The 16067-nt window shown below is 55.2% G+C and carries 19 protein-coding genes, 1 tRNA gene and 1 pseudogene; 13 read left to right on the top strand and 8 right to left on the bottom strand.

The genetic code is table 11. The features are described 5' to 3' along the window. Window positions 1–2: 2 nt before the first annotated feature. Window positions 3–971 carry a ubiquinol oxidase subunit II gene (locus tag M5D89_RS10340; RefSeq protein WP_248885756.1) on the bottom strand — a complete coding sequence of 323 codons (969 nt, stop codon included), beginning with the start codon at window positions 969–971 and terminating at the stop codon, window positions 3–5. A gap of 299 nt (window positions 972–1270) precedes the next feature. Here M5D89_RS10340 and M5D89_RS10335 point away from each other — a divergent pair, with 299 nt between their 5' ends. After that, the gene (locus M5D89_RS10335) at window positions 1271–1630 is read left to right on the top strand and encodes a hypothetical protein (RefSeq protein WP_248885755.1); all 360 of its coding nucleotides are present in this window, start codon (window positions 1271–1273) and stop codon (window positions 1628–1630) included. 25 nt (window positions 1631–1655) lie between these two features. Here the strand turns inward: M5D89_RS10335 and M5D89_RS10330 are convergent, their stop codons facing one another. Next, complete coding sequence (locus M5D89_RS10330) at window positions 1656–2843, bottom strand: NAD-dependent epimerase/dehydratase family protein (RefSeq protein ID WP_248885754.1); 1188 nt, start codon at window positions 2841–2843, stop codon at window positions 1656–1658. Window positions 2844–3009: 166 nt separating this feature from the next. On the opposite strand from M5D89_RS10330, the gene M5D89_RS10325 reads away from it, so the two are divergent. After that, window positions 3010–4398, top strand: a complete 1389-nt coding sequence (locus tag M5D89_RS10325) for an MFS transporter (RefSeq protein ID WP_248885753.1) — start codon at window positions 3010–3012, stop codon at window positions 4396–4398. Between the two features lie 4 nt (window positions 4399–4402). On the opposite strand, the gene M5D89_RS10320 is transcribed toward M5D89_RS10325, so the two are convergent. Beyond that, on the bottom strand, window positions 4403–5428 hold the full coding sequence (locus M5D89_RS10320; protein WP_248885752.1) for a glycosyltransferase family 4 protein: 1026 nt from the start codon (window positions 5426–5428) through the stop codon (window positions 4403–4405). Next, window positions 5425–6273 carry a UDP-2,3-diacylglucosamine diphosphatase gene (locus M5D89_RS10315; protein ID WP_248885751.1) on the bottom strand — a complete coding sequence of 283 codons (849 nt, stop codon included), beginning with the start codon at window positions 6271–6273 and terminating at the stop codon, window positions 5425–5427. The genes M5D89_RS10320 and M5D89_RS10315 overlap by 4 nt, the downstream gene beginning before the upstream one ends. Window positions 6274–6465: 192 nt before the next feature. On the opposite strand from M5D89_RS10315, the gene M5D89_RS10310 reads away from it, so the two are divergent. The 6 genes from M5D89_RS10310 (at window position 6466) to M5D89_RS10285 (ending at window position 11602) form a co-directional block, all read left to right on the top strand. Next, the gene (locus M5D89_RS10310; protein ID WP_248885750.1) at window positions 6466–7260 is read left to right on the top strand and encodes a winged helix-turn-helix domain-containing protein; all 795 of its coding nucleotides are present in this window, start codon (window positions 6466–6468) and stop codon (window positions 7258–7260) included. Window positions 7261–7407: 147 nt separating this feature from the next. Then, window positions 7408–8034 carry a MotA/TolQ/ExbB proton channel family protein gene (locus M5D89_RS10305; protein ID WP_283103146.1) on the top strand — a complete coding sequence of 209 codons (627 nt, stop codon included), beginning with the start codon at window positions 7408–7410 and terminating at the stop codon, window positions 8032–8034. 3 nt (window positions 8035–8037) lie between these two features. After that, window positions 8038–8436, top strand: a complete 399-nt coding sequence (locus M5D89_RS10300; RefSeq protein WP_248885748.1) for an ExbD/TolR family protein — start codon at window positions 8038–8040, stop codon at window positions 8434–8436. A 1-nt stretch (window position 8437) separates the two neighbouring features. Further along, a complete protein-coding gene (locus M5D89_RS10295; RefSeq protein WP_248885747.1) occupies window positions 8438–9160 on the top strand; it encodes a TonB family protein in 723 nt (240 codons plus the stop codon). 45 nt (window positions 9161–9205) lie between these two features. Next, on the top strand, window positions 9206–10015 hold the full coding sequence (locus M5D89_RS10290) for a ribonuclease T2 family protein (RefSeq protein ID WP_248885746.1): 810 nt from the start codon (window positions 9206–9208) through the stop codon (window positions 10013–10015). A 21-nt stretch (window positions 10016–10036) separates the two neighbouring features. Continuing rightward, window positions 10037–11602, top strand: a complete 1566-nt coding sequence (locus tag M5D89_RS10285) for an alkaline phosphatase family protein (protein ID WP_248885743.1) — start codon at window positions 10037–10039, stop codon at window positions 11600–11602. A gap of 146 nt (window positions 11603–11748) precedes the next feature. Here M5D89_RS10285 and M5D89_RS10280 read toward each other — a convergent pair. Beyond that, window positions 11749–11818: transfer RNA gene (locus tag M5D89_RS10280), tRNA-Arg, on the bottom strand. A 133-nt stretch (window positions 11819–11951) separates the two neighbouring features. Between M5D89_RS10280 and M5D89_RS10275 the strand changes: the two genes are divergently transcribed. The 5 genes from M5D89_RS10275 to M5D89_RS10260 all read left to right on the top strand — a co-directional run bounded on the left by M5D89_RS10275 (window position 11952) and on the right by M5D89_RS10260 (window position 14882). Next, window positions 11952–12713: a hypothetical protein gene (locus tag M5D89_RS10275; protein ID WP_248885741.1), complete on the top strand. Its 762-nt coding sequence runs from the start codon at window positions 11952–11954 to the stop codon at window positions 12711–12713. A 125-nt stretch (window positions 12714–12838) separates the two neighbouring features. Beyond that, window positions 12839–13147 carry a COG4315 family predicted lipoprotein gene (locus M5D89_RS14470; protein ID WP_431307162.1) on the top strand — a complete coding sequence of 103 codons (309 nt, stop codon included), beginning with the start codon at window positions 12839–12841 and terminating at the stop codon, window positions 13145–13147. Between the two features lie 90 nt (window positions 13148–13237). Next, window positions 13238–13906 carry a Crp/Fnr family transcriptional regulator gene (locus M5D89_RS10270; RefSeq protein ID WP_248885739.1) on the top strand — a complete coding sequence of 223 codons (669 nt, stop codon included), beginning with the start codon at window positions 13238–13240 and terminating at the stop codon, window positions 13904–13906. Between the two features lie 81 nt (window positions 13907–13987). After that, complete coding sequence (locus tag M5D89_RS10265; protein WP_248885737.1) at window positions 13988–14194, top strand: YgaP family membrane protein; 207 nt, start codon at window positions 13988–13990, stop codon at window positions 14192–14194. Between the two features lie 139 nt (window positions 14195–14333). Then, window positions 14334–14882, top strand: coding sequence for a hypothetical protein (locus M5D89_RS10260; protein WP_248885736.1), 549 nt, complete (start codon window positions 14334–14336; stop codon window positions 14880–14882). A gap of 154 nt (window positions 14883–15036) precedes the next feature. Here M5D89_RS10260 and M5D89_RS10255 read toward each other — a convergent pair. From M5D89_RS10255 to M5D89_RS10245, 3 genes and pseudogenes are all read right to left on the bottom strand, one after another. Then, window positions 15037–15267, bottom strand: a pseudogene (locus M5D89_RS10255) (IS5/IS1182 family transposase); the annotation flags it as partial. Window positions 15268–15338: 71 nt separating this feature from the next. Next, window positions 15339–15509: a Y-family DNA polymerase gene (locus tag M5D89_RS10250; RefSeq protein ID WP_431307161.1), complete on the bottom strand. Its 171-nt coding sequence runs from the start codon at window positions 15507–15509 to the stop codon at window positions 15339–15341. Further along, window positions 15506–16063 (bottom strand): FUSC family protein, encoded by a 558-nt coding sequence (locus tag M5D89_RS10245; RefSeq protein ID WP_431307160.1) that lies wholly within the window; start codon window positions 16061–16063, stop codon window positions 15506–15508. Before M5D89_RS10245 ends, M5D89_RS10250 begins: the two co-directional genes overlap by 4 nt. Window positions 16064–16067: the final 4 nt, after the last annotated feature.

Raw genomic sequence — 16067 nt, 5'->3', positions numbered from 1 at the left:
ATTTAAGCGCGATGTTCTGCGGCTTGGATCTTCAAGTAGTGGAACATGTTTTCGGTCATGAACATGGGTAGCGGCCATTTCTTGCCATTCATGACTTCGAGCATGACGTGGTCAAAGAGTCCAGGCTCCACATGTCCGTATTCCGGCGTCTTTTCATGCACGTTGATGTAGGGTTCGGCAAACCGGTTGAACTGTCTGTAGTCCATGGTCCGTGGGTTGGCTTCAACACCTTTGGCCCAGTGTTGGAAATCCGCCATGCTGACGATGTGGGTCTTGAACAGCATCCACGACGTGCCCGCACCGCAGTAGTCGGCGGCGATTCCTTGGTAGGTGCCCACGGTATTGCTCAATAGCGCGTCTTTGGTGCGCATGCCGGGCATCACGTCGATCATGCCTAGCAACTGCGGCACGAAGAAGTCTGTGGTGACGGCGGTGGAGGTAAGCTTGAAAAGGACTGGCGTATGGGCCGGCAGTACTAATTCATTGGCTACGGCCATATGATGGAACTGCGGGTAGACGAACAGCCATTGCCAGTCGGTGGCGATCACGTCGACATCCACAGGGTCGCCGTTGGGCTTCACGTGCTTGGTGACCACCGTGGGGTTGTAAGGGTTTACGGCAAAGCTGCCATGAATGGCCACAGCCCAGGAAAGAAAGCCGACAGCAACGATGGGTATGCCCCAAAAGAGCACTTCCAGAATGTTGGAATGTGCCCATTTGCCATCGTATTTGCCCCGCTTGCTGCCTTTTTGGTATTTCCAAAGAAACCAGACAATCAGGAGGCCGGTAATGCCGACAATGCTCAACATGACGATCACGTCGATCATCATGTAGTCATAACTGGCGCTGGCTCCTACCCCTTTGGGGTTGAAAATCCACCAGGCAGAGTGTTTCGCGCAGCCTGCCAGGGGCAGGGTGAGTAGTGGCGCCAGGGCGAAACGCCCAAGGCGGAAAATTTTGCGGAATGGCATGTATTACTCCTTCGTCATCCAGAGATATCTTGGTCTGAACATTGACGTTTATAGCCTACAAGCAGCTATATACACAATCTCGAATTTTCTATGATTCGCTTACCATCTTATATAAAAATAATAACTTATATTCCATTATTCTGATGTTCTAACGAGATATTATTAGTAAAAATATAAATTGATATTATTACTATAGAGAGGGTCTCTACCGTCGAGGGAGCTCGATCGAGGCGGGGTATCATAAAAAGTTCACACTGCTTTGTTATCATTTCAGGGAAAATTCATCGCAGGAGTGACCCATGTCCGAGGATCTGAAGGCCCAAAACAGCTCCCTTTCCCAATTTGCTGGTCAAACCAGCACCGATGACTTACCTCCAGAGCCATTGGCTGCAGGGATCCGCGATTTTGCGGTGCATGACACGATGGAAATGGCGCAGGAGCACCATCTCGCAGTGGTGCGCCGCTATCTCGCCGAGCAGCACCTCGAAGCGACCGAGAGCAACGTCGCCCAAGCCTTGAAAATACTGCAATCGGACCTGAGTGAAGACGACGTGGCAGATATTCGTCAACAGTTGCAGCAACTCGATCGTCAGCCGCGCCCATGTCACGTACGGGGAAACTTCTCCGCAAGACTTGAATCCCTTCCAGCAGAGCAGTAATACCGCCGAGGCTTGAGGGATGCGTTTACCGGCGTGCGCGCCAGCGCGAGCGCGCCGGGATTTTCCCCAGCTTGCAACGTTCGCGATATTTGCCTGCCACGTCGGAAACCTCTTCCAGAAGGCCCGCAGACAGGGTGATGGGTGCGAGCCCAAGGTTTTGCAGGCCCTGGTTCTCAACACGTAGCTCATTTTCCAGCGCTTCGATACGCGGGTTGTCGAGATACTGCAACTCTGCGCCGGTCATGCCATGAATCAATTGCGCGAGGTCGCGCACACGATGCGTTTCCGTGGTCTGGTTGAAAACCCGTACCCGCTCCCCCAAAACTGGGGGATTCTCAATAGCCAAGTGAATGCATTGGACGGTATCGCGGATGTGGATAAAGGCCCGGGTCTGGCCGCCAGTGCCATGCACGGTCAGGGGATGTCCAATGGCTGCCTGCATGATGAAGCGATTCAATACGGTGCCAAAATCGCCGTCATAATCGAAACGGTTGATCAAGCGTTCGTCGCGCAGGGTTTCGGCAGTCTCGGTACCCCAGACGATCCCTTGATGCAGGTCGGTAATGCGCAACCCATCATTTTTATTGTAATAATAAAAGAAGAGTTGATCCTGGGTCTTGGTCATGTGGTAAATGGAGCCCGGATCCGGGGGGTAGAGTATTTCCACATCCTCGCTCTCCTCGCCATCTTCCGGGCTGAGCAGCCGTACGCGCTGATATCCTTCCGGCAGCTTGAAGCGCGAAGTCTTATATCCGTAGACCCCCATGGTTCCAAGATGGACCAGATGGCAATGTTCCTCGAGTCCGTTTTCGACGATAGCACAAAGCACGTTGTGGGTAGCGTTGAGGTTGTTGTCGACCGTGTAGCGTTTATGCCAGGGAGATTTCATGGAGTAGGGCGCCGAGCGCTGCTCCGCAAAGTGGACGATGGCGTCAGGGCGCCAAGCACCGATGAGAGCCTTGAGTTCCGCATAGTCTCTGGCAATGTCGAGGGTGGAGACACCAATGTCTTGCCCACCCAGTTGCCGCCATGTCTCGACCCGTTCGCTCAAGGTTCGGATCGGCGTCAGCGATTGTACCCCAAGCTCCTCATCCTGACGCCGGCGCACCAGATTGTCGACGATACGGACGTCATGTCCACGGGAAGAAAGGTGCAACGTCGTCGGCCAGCCGCAAAAACCATCACCACCCAATACCAAGATCCGTTGTTGCATGTTTTGTCCGTCCTCTCCTGGATTTTTGCGCAGAGTAGGCGAGGATGGCGGGAAAAGGCAATTGTCTGAATATACCGCATGCGTAACGGCGATAGGTTCATAAAACTGTAACATTGCTGTGTTACCCTCACCGCTTATATGCGAGCAGACAGGAGTGATTCCGTCCATGAGCAGCGCCAATGTCCTCGATCAGCAAAGTATTACCCGCAAACATCGGCGCATTCTTTGGGCCTCTGGCCTGGGGATTTTTCTGGATGGTTATGACCTCAGTATCATGGCCGTGGCTCTGATCCTGCTCAAACAACAATGGCACCTGACTCCCAGCGAACTGGGTGCCTTGGGTACCGCAGCTTTGGTGGGTGCCTTGGTAGGCGGGCTCTTCGGCGGTCCGATTGCGGATCGCTGGGGACGCAAAACGATTTACCTCATTGATATTGCCGCCTTCTTCTTCGCTGCGCTCCTGTCTGGCTTTGCCTGGGATGCGGTTTCGCTCATCGTCTTGCGCTTTTTCCTCGGCCTCGGAGTGGGGGCCGATTATCCCCTGAGTTCGACCTATATGGCAGAATTCTTGCCGAAAAAGTCGCGTGGCGCGGCGATGACCTGGATTTTCGGACTCTGGATGGGAGGCGCCCTGGTATCCAGCATCGTTGGCTTGTTGCTGCTCCAAGTAGGCCCCGATGCGTGGCGCTGGATGCTGGTCTCGGGGGCGGTACCGGCGGCGTTGGTGTTGTGGTTGCGGCGCAACTTACCAGAATCGCCACGTTGGTTCCTGCGCCGTGGGCGTTGGCAGGAAGCAGATGAAGTCGTATCTTGGTTGGCGCCTCATTTGAACACCCTGGAGCGTCAGGCCGCCCTCGGTGAACTGGCCGCGAGTATGGAAGGGGCACGCCAGCACAACTGGTTTGACCTCTTTGGTAAGACCTATCGGCGGCGTACCCTCTATGCGGCCATCCCCTGGTTTCTGATGGACGTGATGGGCTATGCCATGGCGATCTTTCTGCCGATCATGCTGCTCCATCTGGGTCTGCACAGCCACGTTCAGGCGCTCATTGGCAATGCCGTCTTCACCGCCAGTTTTGTCATCGGCTGGATTCCTCTGGCCCTCCTGATCGATCGGATAGGGCGCCGGAAAGCACAGATCTGGGGTTTTTTGGGAGACGCGATTGGTTTAGGTCTGGTGGGTGCTTTTGCGCTCACCGGTCAACCGCCCTTTGCCATTGTCGCGATTGGTCTGATTTTCTTCCAGGTCGCCAACAGTTTTGGCCCGGGCAATACTACCTGGATCATCCCCACGGAATTGTATCCGACGGAGCTGCGGGCGAGCGGGCACGGCTTTGGCACAGCATTCAGTCGGGTGGGTGCAGCGGTGAGCGTCTTTTTCCTGCCCATCATCCAGGCGCATTTTGGGGTGGGCGGCCTGTTGTTGATTCTGGCGGCGGCCGGGCTCCTCGGCGCGATTTTAACTCAGATCCTGGGCGTGGAGATGGCCGGGGAAAGCCTTCCTGAGAGTGGTGCGCCGGGGCACGACGCAACGATGGCGCGCCGCGCCGCGTGATGGTTTATGCGGTTTCTGCGCCAGTTACTGGAACCAAGTGGTGTAGAAAATCATTGGTGCAGCTAGCCCAGTCGTGGCGCAGTGCTGCCTGACGACAGTCTTCGCGATGTAGTGGCAGACACTGCAGGGCAGCGTAGGCGAGGTCTTCACTGAGGAAACCATTGACGCCGTTATCGATACTCGCTTGCGGTCCCGTCACGGGATAGGCTGCCACCGGCACGCCACAGGCGTTGGCCTCCCGCACCACTAACCCAAGGGTGTCCGTACGGCTGGGAAAGACCATGACATCGGCAGCAGCAACATGACGGCTCAAAGTCTCTCCTTGCATCATGCCGTGCCAGGTTACTTCCGGATAGCGTTGCCGCAGTTCTGCAGCCAGTGGACCATCGCCGATGACATGCTTGCTTCCGGGCAGGTCAAGTTTGAGAAAATCTTCGATATTTTTTTCTATCGCCACTCGTCCAAAATAGACAAATGCGGGTCTGGCGCCGGGTAAGAGCTGGGTCGCATCCTGCTCGGGCCAAGGACGAAAAAGGTTGCTATCCACGCCGCGGCTCCAGAGGACCAGATGCCGGAGACCCCAACCATGTAGTTCCTCCGCCAGAGCGGCGTTGGATACCATGGTTTTGGCAGCACCGTTGTGAAACCAGCGCAGAAAATGGTATCCCCAGGCCAAGGGAACGGGATAGCGCGCAGAGATATACTCTGCGAAGCGGGTATGAAATGACGTCGTGAAGCGCAGGCCATGCCCCGCACACCATACGCGCGCAGCCAAGCCCAGTGGCCCTTCGGTGGCAATGTGGATACAGTCCGGCTGAAAGGCCTCTAAGGCGCCCCGCACCTGAGACAGCGGTTGCAAAGAGAGCGCGATCTCAGGATAGGTGGGGCAGGGCATGCTGGAACCCTTGCCGCTATGCAGCACAAGGACTTTGTGTCCACGCTGCTGGAGTTCTGCGGTGGTGCTCTGTAGTGCGCGCACTACCCCATTGATCTGCGGTGCCCAGGCATCGGTAATCAGGGCGATTTTCATGAGGACTCCAAATGTTCCAGAGGAAGCTGTTGGCCCTGCGTTGCCAGAAGTTCTGGCCAGCGTAGGAGATGGATTTGCCCATCGTAATCCTCGATCAGGGCAGTGCAGCTCTCTACCCAATCCCCGTCGTTGTAATATTGGGTTCCACTGATAGATTTAATTTCTGCGTGGTGAATGTGCCCACAAATTACCCCATCATAACCCTCTCGATGACACTCTCGGGCAAGAAATTCCTCATACTGACTGATGAACTGCACGGCTTTCTTGATGCGATGCTTGATAAAAGCGCTCAGCGACCAATGACTACGGATTCCGAATAGTCGATTGAGACGCTGATGCCAGCGGTTGAGCCCGAGGAGCAGGTTGTAGCCACGGTCACCCAGATGAGTAAGCCAGCGCACATAGTGCATGCTGAGGTCAAATTGATCGCCGTGGGTTACCCAGAGACGTCGCCCGTCGGCAGTTTCATGTAGGCAGTGAGGAACAACGCGAATTTCGCCGAGCGCCAGCCCCTTATCATCACCCTCTAGAAAGGTGCGTAAAAGATGCAATACTGGGTCGTGATTGCCTTGCACATAGGTGACCTTCACCCCAGCGCGCGCTTGCCGCAGGATCTTCTGTACCACGGTACTGTGGCTACTGGGCCAGTACCAACGCCTTTTGAGCGCCCAGAAATCGATGATGTCGCCAACCAAATATAACTGGTCGGCTTGATAGTGACGGAAAAAATCCAACAGAGCTTCCGCCTGACAGCCTTTGCTTCCCAGATGGATATCGGAGACAAAGATTGCTCGACAATTCTTGAACGATAAAGCTGGTGAGCCGACGTGGTGGAAGTCAGTCATGAGGAAGAGGGTCATCCGCAGAGCGTGACGAATTATAAGCATGCTGCAAAAGTCTTGTCTTGTGTTTTTGGATGGATGACGCTGGCCGATTGATTGTCACAAAAGTGTCATAAAAGGTTAATAATATTGTCATATTTGCGGCGTATCTTTTACCACAGTCCTATATTTTGCGCCGTGAGCTTGGGGGCCACCGTGATCTATGCACTTGTCGCCGGTACTCTACACCATGCACTTCACCTGCAAGACTCTCTCGCGATGCTCGCCGCTGCCCGTTGGGAGGAGGTGAATCCCCTGTACCACGCGCGGATCGTGCTCTATGACGAAGGACAACAGGCTGACCCCTTGGTGCGACATCTGCATGGACAGAGAGCATCCGCCCGGCGAGTCAATGACAAAGCTGCATTGCACAGGGAGTTGGCTGAATGGCGACCCCAGCTTCTGATTGTTATCGGCTGGAACCACAACTCAGTGGAAACGTTGTTCGATAGTCAGACGTACCTGATCCAGAATGGTACGGCGGTCATGGCGGTCGGACCCGATGGTGACGAAGCGGCGATGAGTGCCCTTGATGCGGGGGTTGATGTCTATGTCGGGGCATCGGTCAGTGAAAACTTGATCCTGGCGCAAGCGAGTGCCTTGCTGCGACATGGGCTTGCCTGGGAACAGATCGTGATCGACATTCCAGGGATCTTACGCATCGATCCAGAGAGTCGGCGCGTGCGTGTATATGGGCAGGAGCTACGTCTGACCAAGCGGATATTCCGCCTATTTCAATATCTGGCGCAGCAGTCGGAGCGTACGTTATCGGCCACAGAAATTGCGCAGCATCTCGCACCGCGCGAGCGTTGTGTGCAGCTGAATACCGTTGCGGCACAGATTCATCGCCTACGCAGAAGTCTGGAGGAGGTGAAGGCTTCGAGCTGGCTACAGACGGTTCATGGTTTTGGTTATCGCTTGAGCGTGCCGAGACCGAAGAAGATTCCTTAGGTTGTCACATATTTGTCATATAAGGTTCATCATAGTGTCACATTCTGCTGCTATGGTGGCCCCTTCGCAAAACAGGAGAACAGACCCGTGAATGTCGCCTACATCGTACATCTAGCCAATTACTCGGATGGCATCCTTTACGTCCTGATGTTGTTATTGCTCGTTGAGCTTGCAGTGATGGTGGATCGCTTCTGGTATCTGCGGCGTACGCTTTCACGAGGTGACGCCATCGTCCATGAACTATCTGGTCAGGGACGCTTGGATCGTGAAAGTCTCGATAAGCTTGCAGAACATGCCGACGGTTTGCCGGAAGCCAGTCTGTTGCGCATGGCGGCCACCCATGCTGGGCACGTGAAGGGAGAAGCCTTGGCCAATCGCCTCGAAGAGGCGGTGATTACCCTGGCACCGCAACTGGATCGCCGTCTTTGGCTGCTCGACACCATCATTACCCTGGCGCCACTCCTAGGGCTGTTCGGCACGATTGTCGGGATGTTCCACGCATTTCATGTTCTGGCGGCTCCAGGTCACGCACCCACGGAAGTCACCGGTGGGGTTGCCGATGCCCTGGTGGCTACCGCGTCGGGCTTGTTCATCGCTATCCTCGGCTTGCTCACCTTCAACGCCTTCAATAATCAAGTGCGGCTAATCCTGCTGCAGCTGGATTCGGTGAAGACCATGCTGCTGAACCGGATGGATGGGCAACCCATGTTACACCCGGATGCAGATCCGTCGGAGCGCACTGCCCAAGTGCTCGCTGTCGCGCGTGCGAGTTGAACCATGGAGCGACGTTATTTTGAAAGTAAGAAGGGGCGGGTAGAGATCATTCCGATGATTGATATCATGCTCTTCCTGCTCGTGTTCTTTATTATGATCACCATTCAGATGATTCCGGATCAGGGGCTGAATCTCCAACTACCGCATTCGAGTGAGGCGAAACAATTGCCGCGTCCACACATGACCATCAACATTCAGGAAGATGGCACTGTGGTGGTCAAGAATCAGCATTATGATCTTGCTGGTCTGCAGAATCTCATTCGTCAAGATGGAGATCCCAGCAAAACGGTGGTCACCATCGCCGCCGACAAGGCCGTTCCATACCAGAAATTCATTCATGTGATGGATGCTTGCCAGAAGGCTGGAGCGAGTGATATTGGCTTGGCGGCCAATGCAAGTTGAGATGAGCGCCGCGATTTCTTCTCCGCGTTTGAGCCCGAAACCCCAGGGCTATTTCGGTCGCGCGCTCATTATCGGCGCGTTGATCGAGGTGGGATTGGTGGCTGGTCTGATCTGGGTCGGTAATCAAAAAAGCCCACCACCGCCGCCCAAGCCAAAGCGCATCGCCATTCATATGGTGCAACCGGCGAAGCCCAAGCCACTTCCACCACCACCCAAACCGGTAATGCACCCGAAGCCTGTGCCCAAGCCCATCCCCCATCCGGTTCCGAAACCAGTTCCGCGTCCTGTGCCGCACCCGGTGGTGCACCACGCCCCTGTACCTAAGCCGCTGCTCGCCAAGACTTTGGCGCCGACAGCTCCGACGGTGCCGCCAACGCTCCCAGCACCGCCGCCCCCTCCTCCGGCGCCGACACCAAGTCCGGCATTGGCGCAAGAGGCTATCGCCCAGTATGCTGCGTTGGTCCGTACGCAGGTACAAAGTGATGCGCGTGTCCCTGAGGCAGTGCGTCTGATGCATCTCAGTGGTACTGCGGTAATCAGTTTTGAGTTATTACCTTCGGGACAACTGGTCTGGGCGAAGCTTGCCAATTCGAGTGGGATCAGCGCCATCGATCGTGCGGCTTTGCAGGCGGTGAGGGGAGGTGGTTACCCAGCCTTCACCAAGAATATGCCCAAGAAGGCCACGGTATTTGACGTAGAGGTCCATTTGTCCGCAAATTCCTGATCTAAACACTGCTTGTCTTTACGAGAGGCGAGCTTGGAGGGAGCGATGAAGATTTTTTTCCTAGCCCTGCTCTGGATATGGAGCAGTTGGGCCTGTGCCAGTGCCATCGGGATGTCCGGAGAGCAGCTGTCGTCCGTACAGCCCGATATGCGTTTTCAGCACTATACCTTCGCCATGCTCTGGCAGCCTGGCGTCTGCGCTGCCTGGACGCGGGTGGGTGCTGCTTGTGAAGAGGTAACCCCGACGTCCAAAGCCAGCCAGCAATGGAGTTTGCACGGTCTGTGGGCAAGTCGTCCGGAAAAGCTTCTCGCGGCGGGTATGCAACCGAAGACCTGGTGGGAACATGGTTGTTTTTGGTTTCAGAATCAGAGCACTGCGCCGCACGACAGTTGCACGTTGCCAAGTCTTGATCTTTCGCCTGCAGTGAGCGCTGAGCTGACTGCGAATATGCCGATGCGCAAGGTATGCCTGGATCGGCACGAATATTACAAGCACGAGGCCTGTTTTGGTACGCCACCGACTGCCTTTTTCCACCGTGCTCTTGGCCTTTTAGCTGCAGTCAATGGCAGCAGCTTTACTGCTTACGTGCGCGATCACCGTGGCCAATGGGTGAAACGGGATGATCTGTTGCAAGCGTATACCCGAGCCTTTCACCTAGCCGATGCGCGTTCGTTGGAATTGCGTTGTGAGAGCGAGACTAATCATACGGGACACGAATTACGAGGTCAGGGCACGATCCTGACCGAGGCTTGGATCACCATTCGAGCCGACGCCATACAGAAGTTTCCCCAACCGTCGTCCTTCATGCCTGGGCGAAAGGGGAATTGCGCCAAACTCATTCATATCCTTCCTTAAGAATTGGAGACGTTGATAACCATGATTCCTCGGCGAAAATTTTTGCGTCAACTTGGCTTTGGAGCCGGTGCTGCTGCAGTCGCACCGCAGCTGATCGGCATTGCACAGGCCACTGGGGTTAGCCCAAAACAGCTATTGAGCCAGAAAATTGAACATGTAGTGGTGATTTTTCAGGAAAATCGTAGTTTTGATCATTACTTTGGCACGTTTCAGCCGAAAAATGGTCAACAAGTGATCAACCTTCTCGATCGTGAGGGGAAAATCGACTCCCGTTTTATGGGTTTGCAGAAGAATCCAGCAGGGATCTCGTACGCCAATTTGCCTCTACCCACGGAGATCCCCGGTTTTACGGAAGTGAGTCTAGCGAATCAACCTTTCCATTTGGCGCCCTATATCCCTGTCAATGGAAATGTCCGTTGGGATCCCAAGCATCGTTTCTTTCGTATGATGGCCGAGGTCAATAACGGCAAGATGGACTTATTTGTGGCATTGGCCGGCGGTGCACATACTCATCTCAGCAGGGACGAATTCCGCAAAATGACCCCTGCGCAGATCGCCTTCGATCTGGCACGTCCCAGTGGTCCGGTCTTGGGTCACTACACGGCTGTGGATCTTCCCTTCTATCATCGCGCAGCGCACGAATTTGTCCTCTTTGACCATTTCTATCAGGCGATGAGCGGCGGTAGCACGGGCAATGCCCTGTACCTTGCGGCCTGTCGTTCCTGTGTCAATCCGCAGGTTGCCGACGCCCACGTTGCCCCTTTCGATCCACGCGAGGCGGGGCTACAGCACGCGTTTTTCGATCTTCCCTATGATCATCAGCGCGTCATGGTCAATGACCTGCCCCCGGTGCAAGGACCGACCAATGCTGGTGAGCCCAACGTGTTGAAAATCAGTCCACCGCCATCGGCGCAGAACTACGATAACATTGGGGATCGCTTGAGCGCGGCCAAAGTGGATTGGGCCTGGTACAATGAAAACTGGAACCGTGTAAAACCTTGGGCCCTGAAAAGCGCCTTTGGTCCCGGCGATGGTTCGGCAGTCGTTGAAACCAGCCACCTTTATGTCGCTCACCACAATCCATTTCAATACTACCCGCGTTGGCCGGAATACGTGCGTAATGGGCACATTCGTGATGCCCATGACTTTCTGGAAGACGCGCGCCAGGGTAAATTGCCCGGTGTCTCCTTCCTCAAGGCCAGTGCCGCTCATGACGAACATCCAGCAGATTCTGCCCCTGCAGAGGGTATGGCCTGGGTGGAGCAATTGGTTCGCGCGGTGGGAGAAGGGCCAGCCTGGGACAAGACTGCAGTCTTTATCACGTATGACGAAGGCGGTGGTTTTTGGGATTCCTTACCGCCCAAGGTGGTCGATGACTATGGTTTTGGCACCCGGATTCCAGCCCTGTTGATCAGTCCCTGGGCACGTTCGGGTTTGGTGGACCACCATCTGGCCAGCACCGCGAGTATCCTAAAGTTTATCGAGACCCGCTTTGGTCTGACACCGTTGAACCGTCGTGATCGCGATGCCTACGATATGCTTAGCGCCTTTGATTGGGAACAGCGACCGCGTTCGTTTTCGCTCTAGGTAAGAATCAACCCTCCCAGCTCGTCCTAGAAGCTTCGGCCCGAGTTGGGAGTAGAAACAGCCATTCTCTGTTCCCTGGGACTCGTGAGGTATCTTCAGGAAAGAAAAAGGCATCTGGATTTTTTGCTAAGCGCCTGTGTTATATGTGGATTGTGAGGGTGTCGAACCCACGACCCGCTGAGTAGGAGTCAGGGAACCTCGAACAGCCACTGATTTTTGGCGAATATCGAGGCTAATTGGCCCCAAAGCGTGGTCAGATGGACTTTTGACCCAGACTTATGCGCTGTGTTTGTGCCTTTTATCAAATTACGCCGGTTTTTGGGCGCAATTTGTTCACAGGAGATCCCCGATGGGCTTTGACGTCACTTATCACCCCGTTACCCCGGAAGAGATGCATTCCCTCTATTTCACCATCCGCGAACAAGCGGGGGCCGAAGACACGCTGATCCGCGACTATCAGCTGGACGAGTTCGATGGCGACAAACTGCGGGAACTGTTCACCGTGGCCCGAGAGGCGTCCATTGATGGCGATCCACCCTTTGCCTCCGAGCAGGGCTTCTTCCTCGCCGTCGCCCTGGGTTTGCTGCGTCCGTATCATTACATTCGCGGCGGAGCATTTTCCTTTCTGGTGGAGGACGAGCCGCGTTTTACTGCCTATACGGCCGATTGGCACAATCTGATTCCCGCTTCCTGGCCTGCCCAAGACTTGCCGCGGTGCTTTTCAGAGAATTACTGTGTCGGTGTCTACCTGCCCTTGGAGCAGCTCCGCCGGCTTCGGCAAGACGCCGCCGAGAACCCGGAAATACACGCCAGCCTCAGCAAAGTTTTTGGTGAGGGCACGCTGGAGTTGTTTTGGCAGGCCGTGGACGATGCCATCGCCCAGAATCGGGGACTACTCGAAGCCACGGACATCATCGAACCCAATCCCGTCAACCCGGAGGAGAGCGCAGGTTATGCCAATATTGACCTCTGTCACCCGGAAGGCTTGCAGCGCTATTTCGATACCGCTCAGAGACAACTGGATAGGGCACTTGGAACACGGGCAATCCAGGGCAAGATTGATCGCGAAAACATTACCGTTACCCCGGAGCCTGACAAAAAACCCGATTAGTGGAAACAGATCTTCGAGCTGATCGGTCCTTGTGTGCTGTTGCCACCGTTTGCTCCCTCTTGCCATCGCCCAGAATCCCTGCTGCTATCGTAAGGTCTTTTCTTATCTGGTCTTGGCGCTTGCTTATGGGTAGTGGAATTCGTAGATTGGTAGGAGGTGGCCTGTGGCCACCGCTCCTAAGCAAGGGAGTGATAGCACCCAAGGTGCGCGGTATCCCGGGCAAATTCCAAACTGTGAAAGGCCCCAACGGCCTGCAGGTAGACTACAATGGTCACCCACTTTACCTCTATACTCCGGATGTTCGACCTGGGGAAGCGCTTGGCAACGGTCTGTTTGGCGGGACTTGGTGGGTGGCAAAACCCAATTTGTCAGTCCAAGCCGTCAATACCGGAGCCAACACCAAACCTGCATTCAAGAAAAGCAGTGGTTGGTGACAAGGGGTACACTCCAAATACCAGAACGGTGATGTGGTGGTAGCCGCAGAGTTAAGCCACAAGGGGCGACAGTTGAGGGTCTCTGCAAAAGTGTCCACTAGTGATTGGTTAGAGAATTTTCCAGACCTACGGCGGCTGAGCGCAGAAGAGCAGCAGTACCTCACTGTCGCGGCGAGCTCTTTGGTCCTTCCTCCGGATCAGATTCTTTTTACGGCGGGAAGTTTATGCCAGCAATACCTTTTGGTGGTTGATGGCTGCGTCCGAGTGCAACAGATTTCGCGCTCTGGTCGGGAAATACTGCTCTATCGTATTGGTCCAGGCGAGTCCTGCATCCTCACCACGGCCTGTCTGTTCAGCGAACGTCCCTATCCGGCCATGGGCATCACAGAAGGACCTGTAGTTGCGGTGACCCTGAGTCAGGCGGAATTCTCACAGCTCGTCGGATGCTCTGAAGGGTTCCGGCGTTTCGTATTTCGGAGTTATGGCGAGCGCCTTGCAGAGCTGCTGATGCTGATCGAGACTGTCGTATTCACTCGGCTGGATGTTCGCTTGGCGCGCAGGCTCTTGGAGCTCGCGCCCTATCAAGCCGAACTCTGTGTCACCCACCAGAAGCTTGCGCTGGAATTGGGGTCGGCGCGGGAAGTCATCAGTCGAGCGCTAAAGAACTTCGCCGATCAAGGGTGGATTGAGCAACATCCGCGCCAGATTGTGATTCGGGACCGAGCGGCACTTAAGCGCGTAATTCAGAGCGAGGATTGACATCCGAGTGACAAAGTCACCGAATTTCCTGTAGATGCGCGCTAGACTCAACAAACCGAAACGGATCATGGGAGAGATAGCGTGAATATTTCAGCATTGACAAATGAGGGCGGTCTGGATCGCGCAATTCGTGTGATCGTTGGCGTCATCCTTCTGGCACTGGTATTTGTTGGCCCACATACGCCCTGGGGGTGGATTGGTTTGGTTCCATTACTAACGGGATTGATCGGCTGGTGCCCGGCGTACTCCCTGCTGGGCATGAGGACTTGCCCACTGCGGCGTAGATGAATAGGTGTAGATGATGATGCCCTTGCCCTAGCCAAACAAATGCGCTGGGGCAGGGGTGTAGTTGCGAGTGGAAGTTGACTTTTCGGTTGACGTACCAAGAACAAGGCAAGAGACAGGTAACTGAACGGAGGGTCTGTCGATGGACCGAAGGCAATGGTTGAAATCCTTTTTCTCGGCCTTGGCCCTGATGGGTTATGTGCGGGCCGATCCCGCCGCAGCTTCCAGCATGATGGGTGGGATGATGTCTGGGGGTGGCATGATGGGTAATGGCGACATGGGCGCCATGATGTCCCCAGAGAATCGTGGTGCCATGGGCACCGGCATGGAGCTTTTCGAGGTCCATGCGCAGGTGCACCGCAAGGTCACCTTTTTGCCCGATGGGGTTCATGCCGTCAGTATTTCCGGAAATCCTAAGGTAGCAGCGCTGCTGCAGGCCCATGTTTCGCAGATGTATGCGCGCTTGGCGGAAGATCATCCTTTCCCCTATCCGGCCAGCCGCAGTGTGCCTGTCATGTTTGCCCATCCCACGGACTACCGCAGACATCTAGAACTATTAAAGGATGGCGTGGCCGTGACGGAGACCTCTCGTCTCCCCTGGATGGTTGATGTGATTCACGCACATGCGCGAGAAATCACTCGTTTTGTAAAGGAGGGCATGCCAGCCATGATGCGGGAGATGATGCAGTAATCTCACCACCGCGCGGACGCCGGTTATGCGGATGGCTAGGTATGCGGCGGCTCTAGGGAAGTGCTGAGCACAGATTATTACCTGACAGGCTGCGGACATATTCTACGATAAAATCTGCGAGGCACCTAATTTTCTCGAAAAAACGCGGTCCGAAGGTACTGGCACCCCCCTCTGCTATTCCATCCGCGGTGGTAACCTGCTCTCCAGCGATCAAGCCATGCCGGTGATCCATGAGCACATGCCCCAGATAAATCAGCTGCGCAGCATCCCCCGGTGCCTTCTTGTAAAGGCGGCAATCGGGGTCCATTACCGAGGCATGGGTGTCATTGTTTCGCTTCTGTCCACGGAAATCAGAGCCGTTGCCCTGCCGATCCCCGGGATCTCTGGAAGCAGAAACTGCACATCGCCCCCATCTCTACGTTGGCTCCACGCATGATCGAATCCCTCCATGCCCTGTTATGGTTGCCCTATCAGAACACCGAGATCTTTGGCCTCCTGAGAGCGCGCTACCGCACAGCCGTCATTGTTCGACAACACGACAACCGGACGACCTTCCAGTGCTGGCTGGAATATCCGTTCACAGGGCACATAGAAGTTGTTGGCATCGACCAAGGCGATACGTCTCATGTGTCATCCAGCCCGGGCAATTGTTCACCAACATAACCACCGATCAGGCCGACCAGCGCGCCAATGAAGACTTCCAGATCCCGCATACCCGCATTGACCCAGGGGGAGTTCTTGCTGATATGAGAGAAGATGACAATGATGAGCAGCATGGAGACCATTTGTCGGCCCCGGTCAGCGAAGCCCAATACCTGGCTCAGCAACATGGCGAGCACGATGATCGGGGCCAAGCCCCATACATGCTGGGGAAGCCAGAGCAAATAGGCCACGGCGATCAGGGATCCGAGTAGGGCGGCGGTGATGGTAGCAAAGAAGCTTTTTTGGCTTTCCACGCGCTGGTCTTTGTATACGGTCAAGACGGTTGCCGCAGCCCAGAGGGCGCCGATTAAGTTTACTGTGGCATGGACGGGGACCAGTTGGTTGATCTCGTATCCTGCAAAATAGCCCGCCAACACCAGGCCGGTCACATACAAGCTCCGAACGTAGGAATCCCAATGCCCCAACTTGTTTTCGGTATTCTCGATCTGGCTGCGGAAAATGCGTGGTAATTTCACCATCCAC

Source organism: Acidithiobacillus acidisediminis, assembly GCF_023277115.1.
GTDB lineage: Bacteria > Pseudomonadota > Gammaproteobacteria > Acidithiobacillales > Acidithiobacillaceae > Igneacidithiobacillus > Igneacidithiobacillus acidisediminis.
The sequence above is the reverse complement of the archived record's forward strand: the minus strand, read 5'-3'. Positions and strand labels throughout refer to the sequence as shown.

Bases quoted from the DNA above. Each gene is read 5' to 3' on its own strand.
- M5D89_RS10340 (WP_248885756.1), bottom strand. From the start codon at position 971: ATGCCATTCCGCAAAATTTTCCGCCTTGGGCGTTTCGCCCTGGCGCCA.
- M5D89_RS10335 (WP_248885755.1), top strand. From the start codon at position 1,271: ATGTCCGAGGATCTGAAGGCCCAAAACAGCTCCCTTTCCCAATTTGCT.
- M5D89_RS10330 (WP_248885754.1), bottom strand. From the start codon at position 2,843: ATGCAACAACGGATCTTGGTATTGGGTGGTGATGGTTTTTGCGGCTGG.
- M5D89_RS10325 (WP_248885753.1), top strand. From the start codon at position 3,010: ATGAGCAGCGCCAATGTCCTCGATCAGCAAAGTATTACCCGCAAACAT.
- M5D89_RS10320 (WP_248885752.1), bottom strand. From the start codon at position 5,428: ATGAAAATCGCCCTGATTACCGATGCCTGGGCACCGCAGATCAATGGG.
- M5D89_RS10315 (WP_248885751.1), bottom strand. From the start codon at position 6,273: ATGACTGACTTCCACCACGTCGGCTCACCAGCTTTATCGTTCAAGAAT.
- M5D89_RS10305 (WP_283103146.1), top strand. From the start codon at position 7,408: ATGTTGTTATTGCTCGTTGAGCTTGCAGTGATGGTGGATCGCTTCTGG.
- M5D89_RS10300 (WP_248885748.1), top strand. From the start codon at position 8,038: ATGGAGCGACGTTATTTTGAAAGTAAGAAGGGGCGGGTAGAGATCATT.
- M5D89_RS10295 (WP_248885747.1), top strand. From the start codon at position 8,438: ATGAGCGCCGCGATTTCTTCTCCGCGTTTGAGCCCGAAACCCCAGGGC.
- M5D89_RS10290 (WP_248885746.1), top strand. From the start codon at position 9,206: ATGAAGATTTTTTTCCTAGCCCTGCTCTGGATATGGAGCAGTTGGGCC.
- M5D89_RS10285 (WP_248885743.1), top strand. From the start codon at position 10,037: ATGATTCCTCGGCGAAAATTTTTGCGTCAACTTGGCTTTGGAGCCGGT.
- M5D89_RS10275 (WP_248885741.1), top strand. From the start codon at position 11,952: ATGGGCTTTGACGTCACTTATCACCCCGTTACCCCGGAAGAGATGCAT.
- M5D89_RS14470 (WP_431307162.1), top strand. From the start codon at position 12,839: ATGGGTAGTGGAATTCGTAGATTGGTAGGAGGTGGCCTGTGGCCACCG.
- M5D89_RS10260 (WP_248885736.1), top strand. From the start codon at position 14,334: ATGGACCGAAGGCAATGGTTGAAATCCTTTTTCTCGGCCTTGGCCCTG.
- M5D89_RS10250 (WP_431307161.1), bottom strand. From the start codon at position 15,509: ATGAGACGTATCGCCTTGGTCGATGCCAACAACTTCTATGTGCCCTGT.
- M5D89_RS10245 (WP_431307160.1), bottom strand. From the start codon at position 16,063: ATGGTGAAATTACCACGCATTTTCCGCAGCCAGATCGAGAATACCGAA.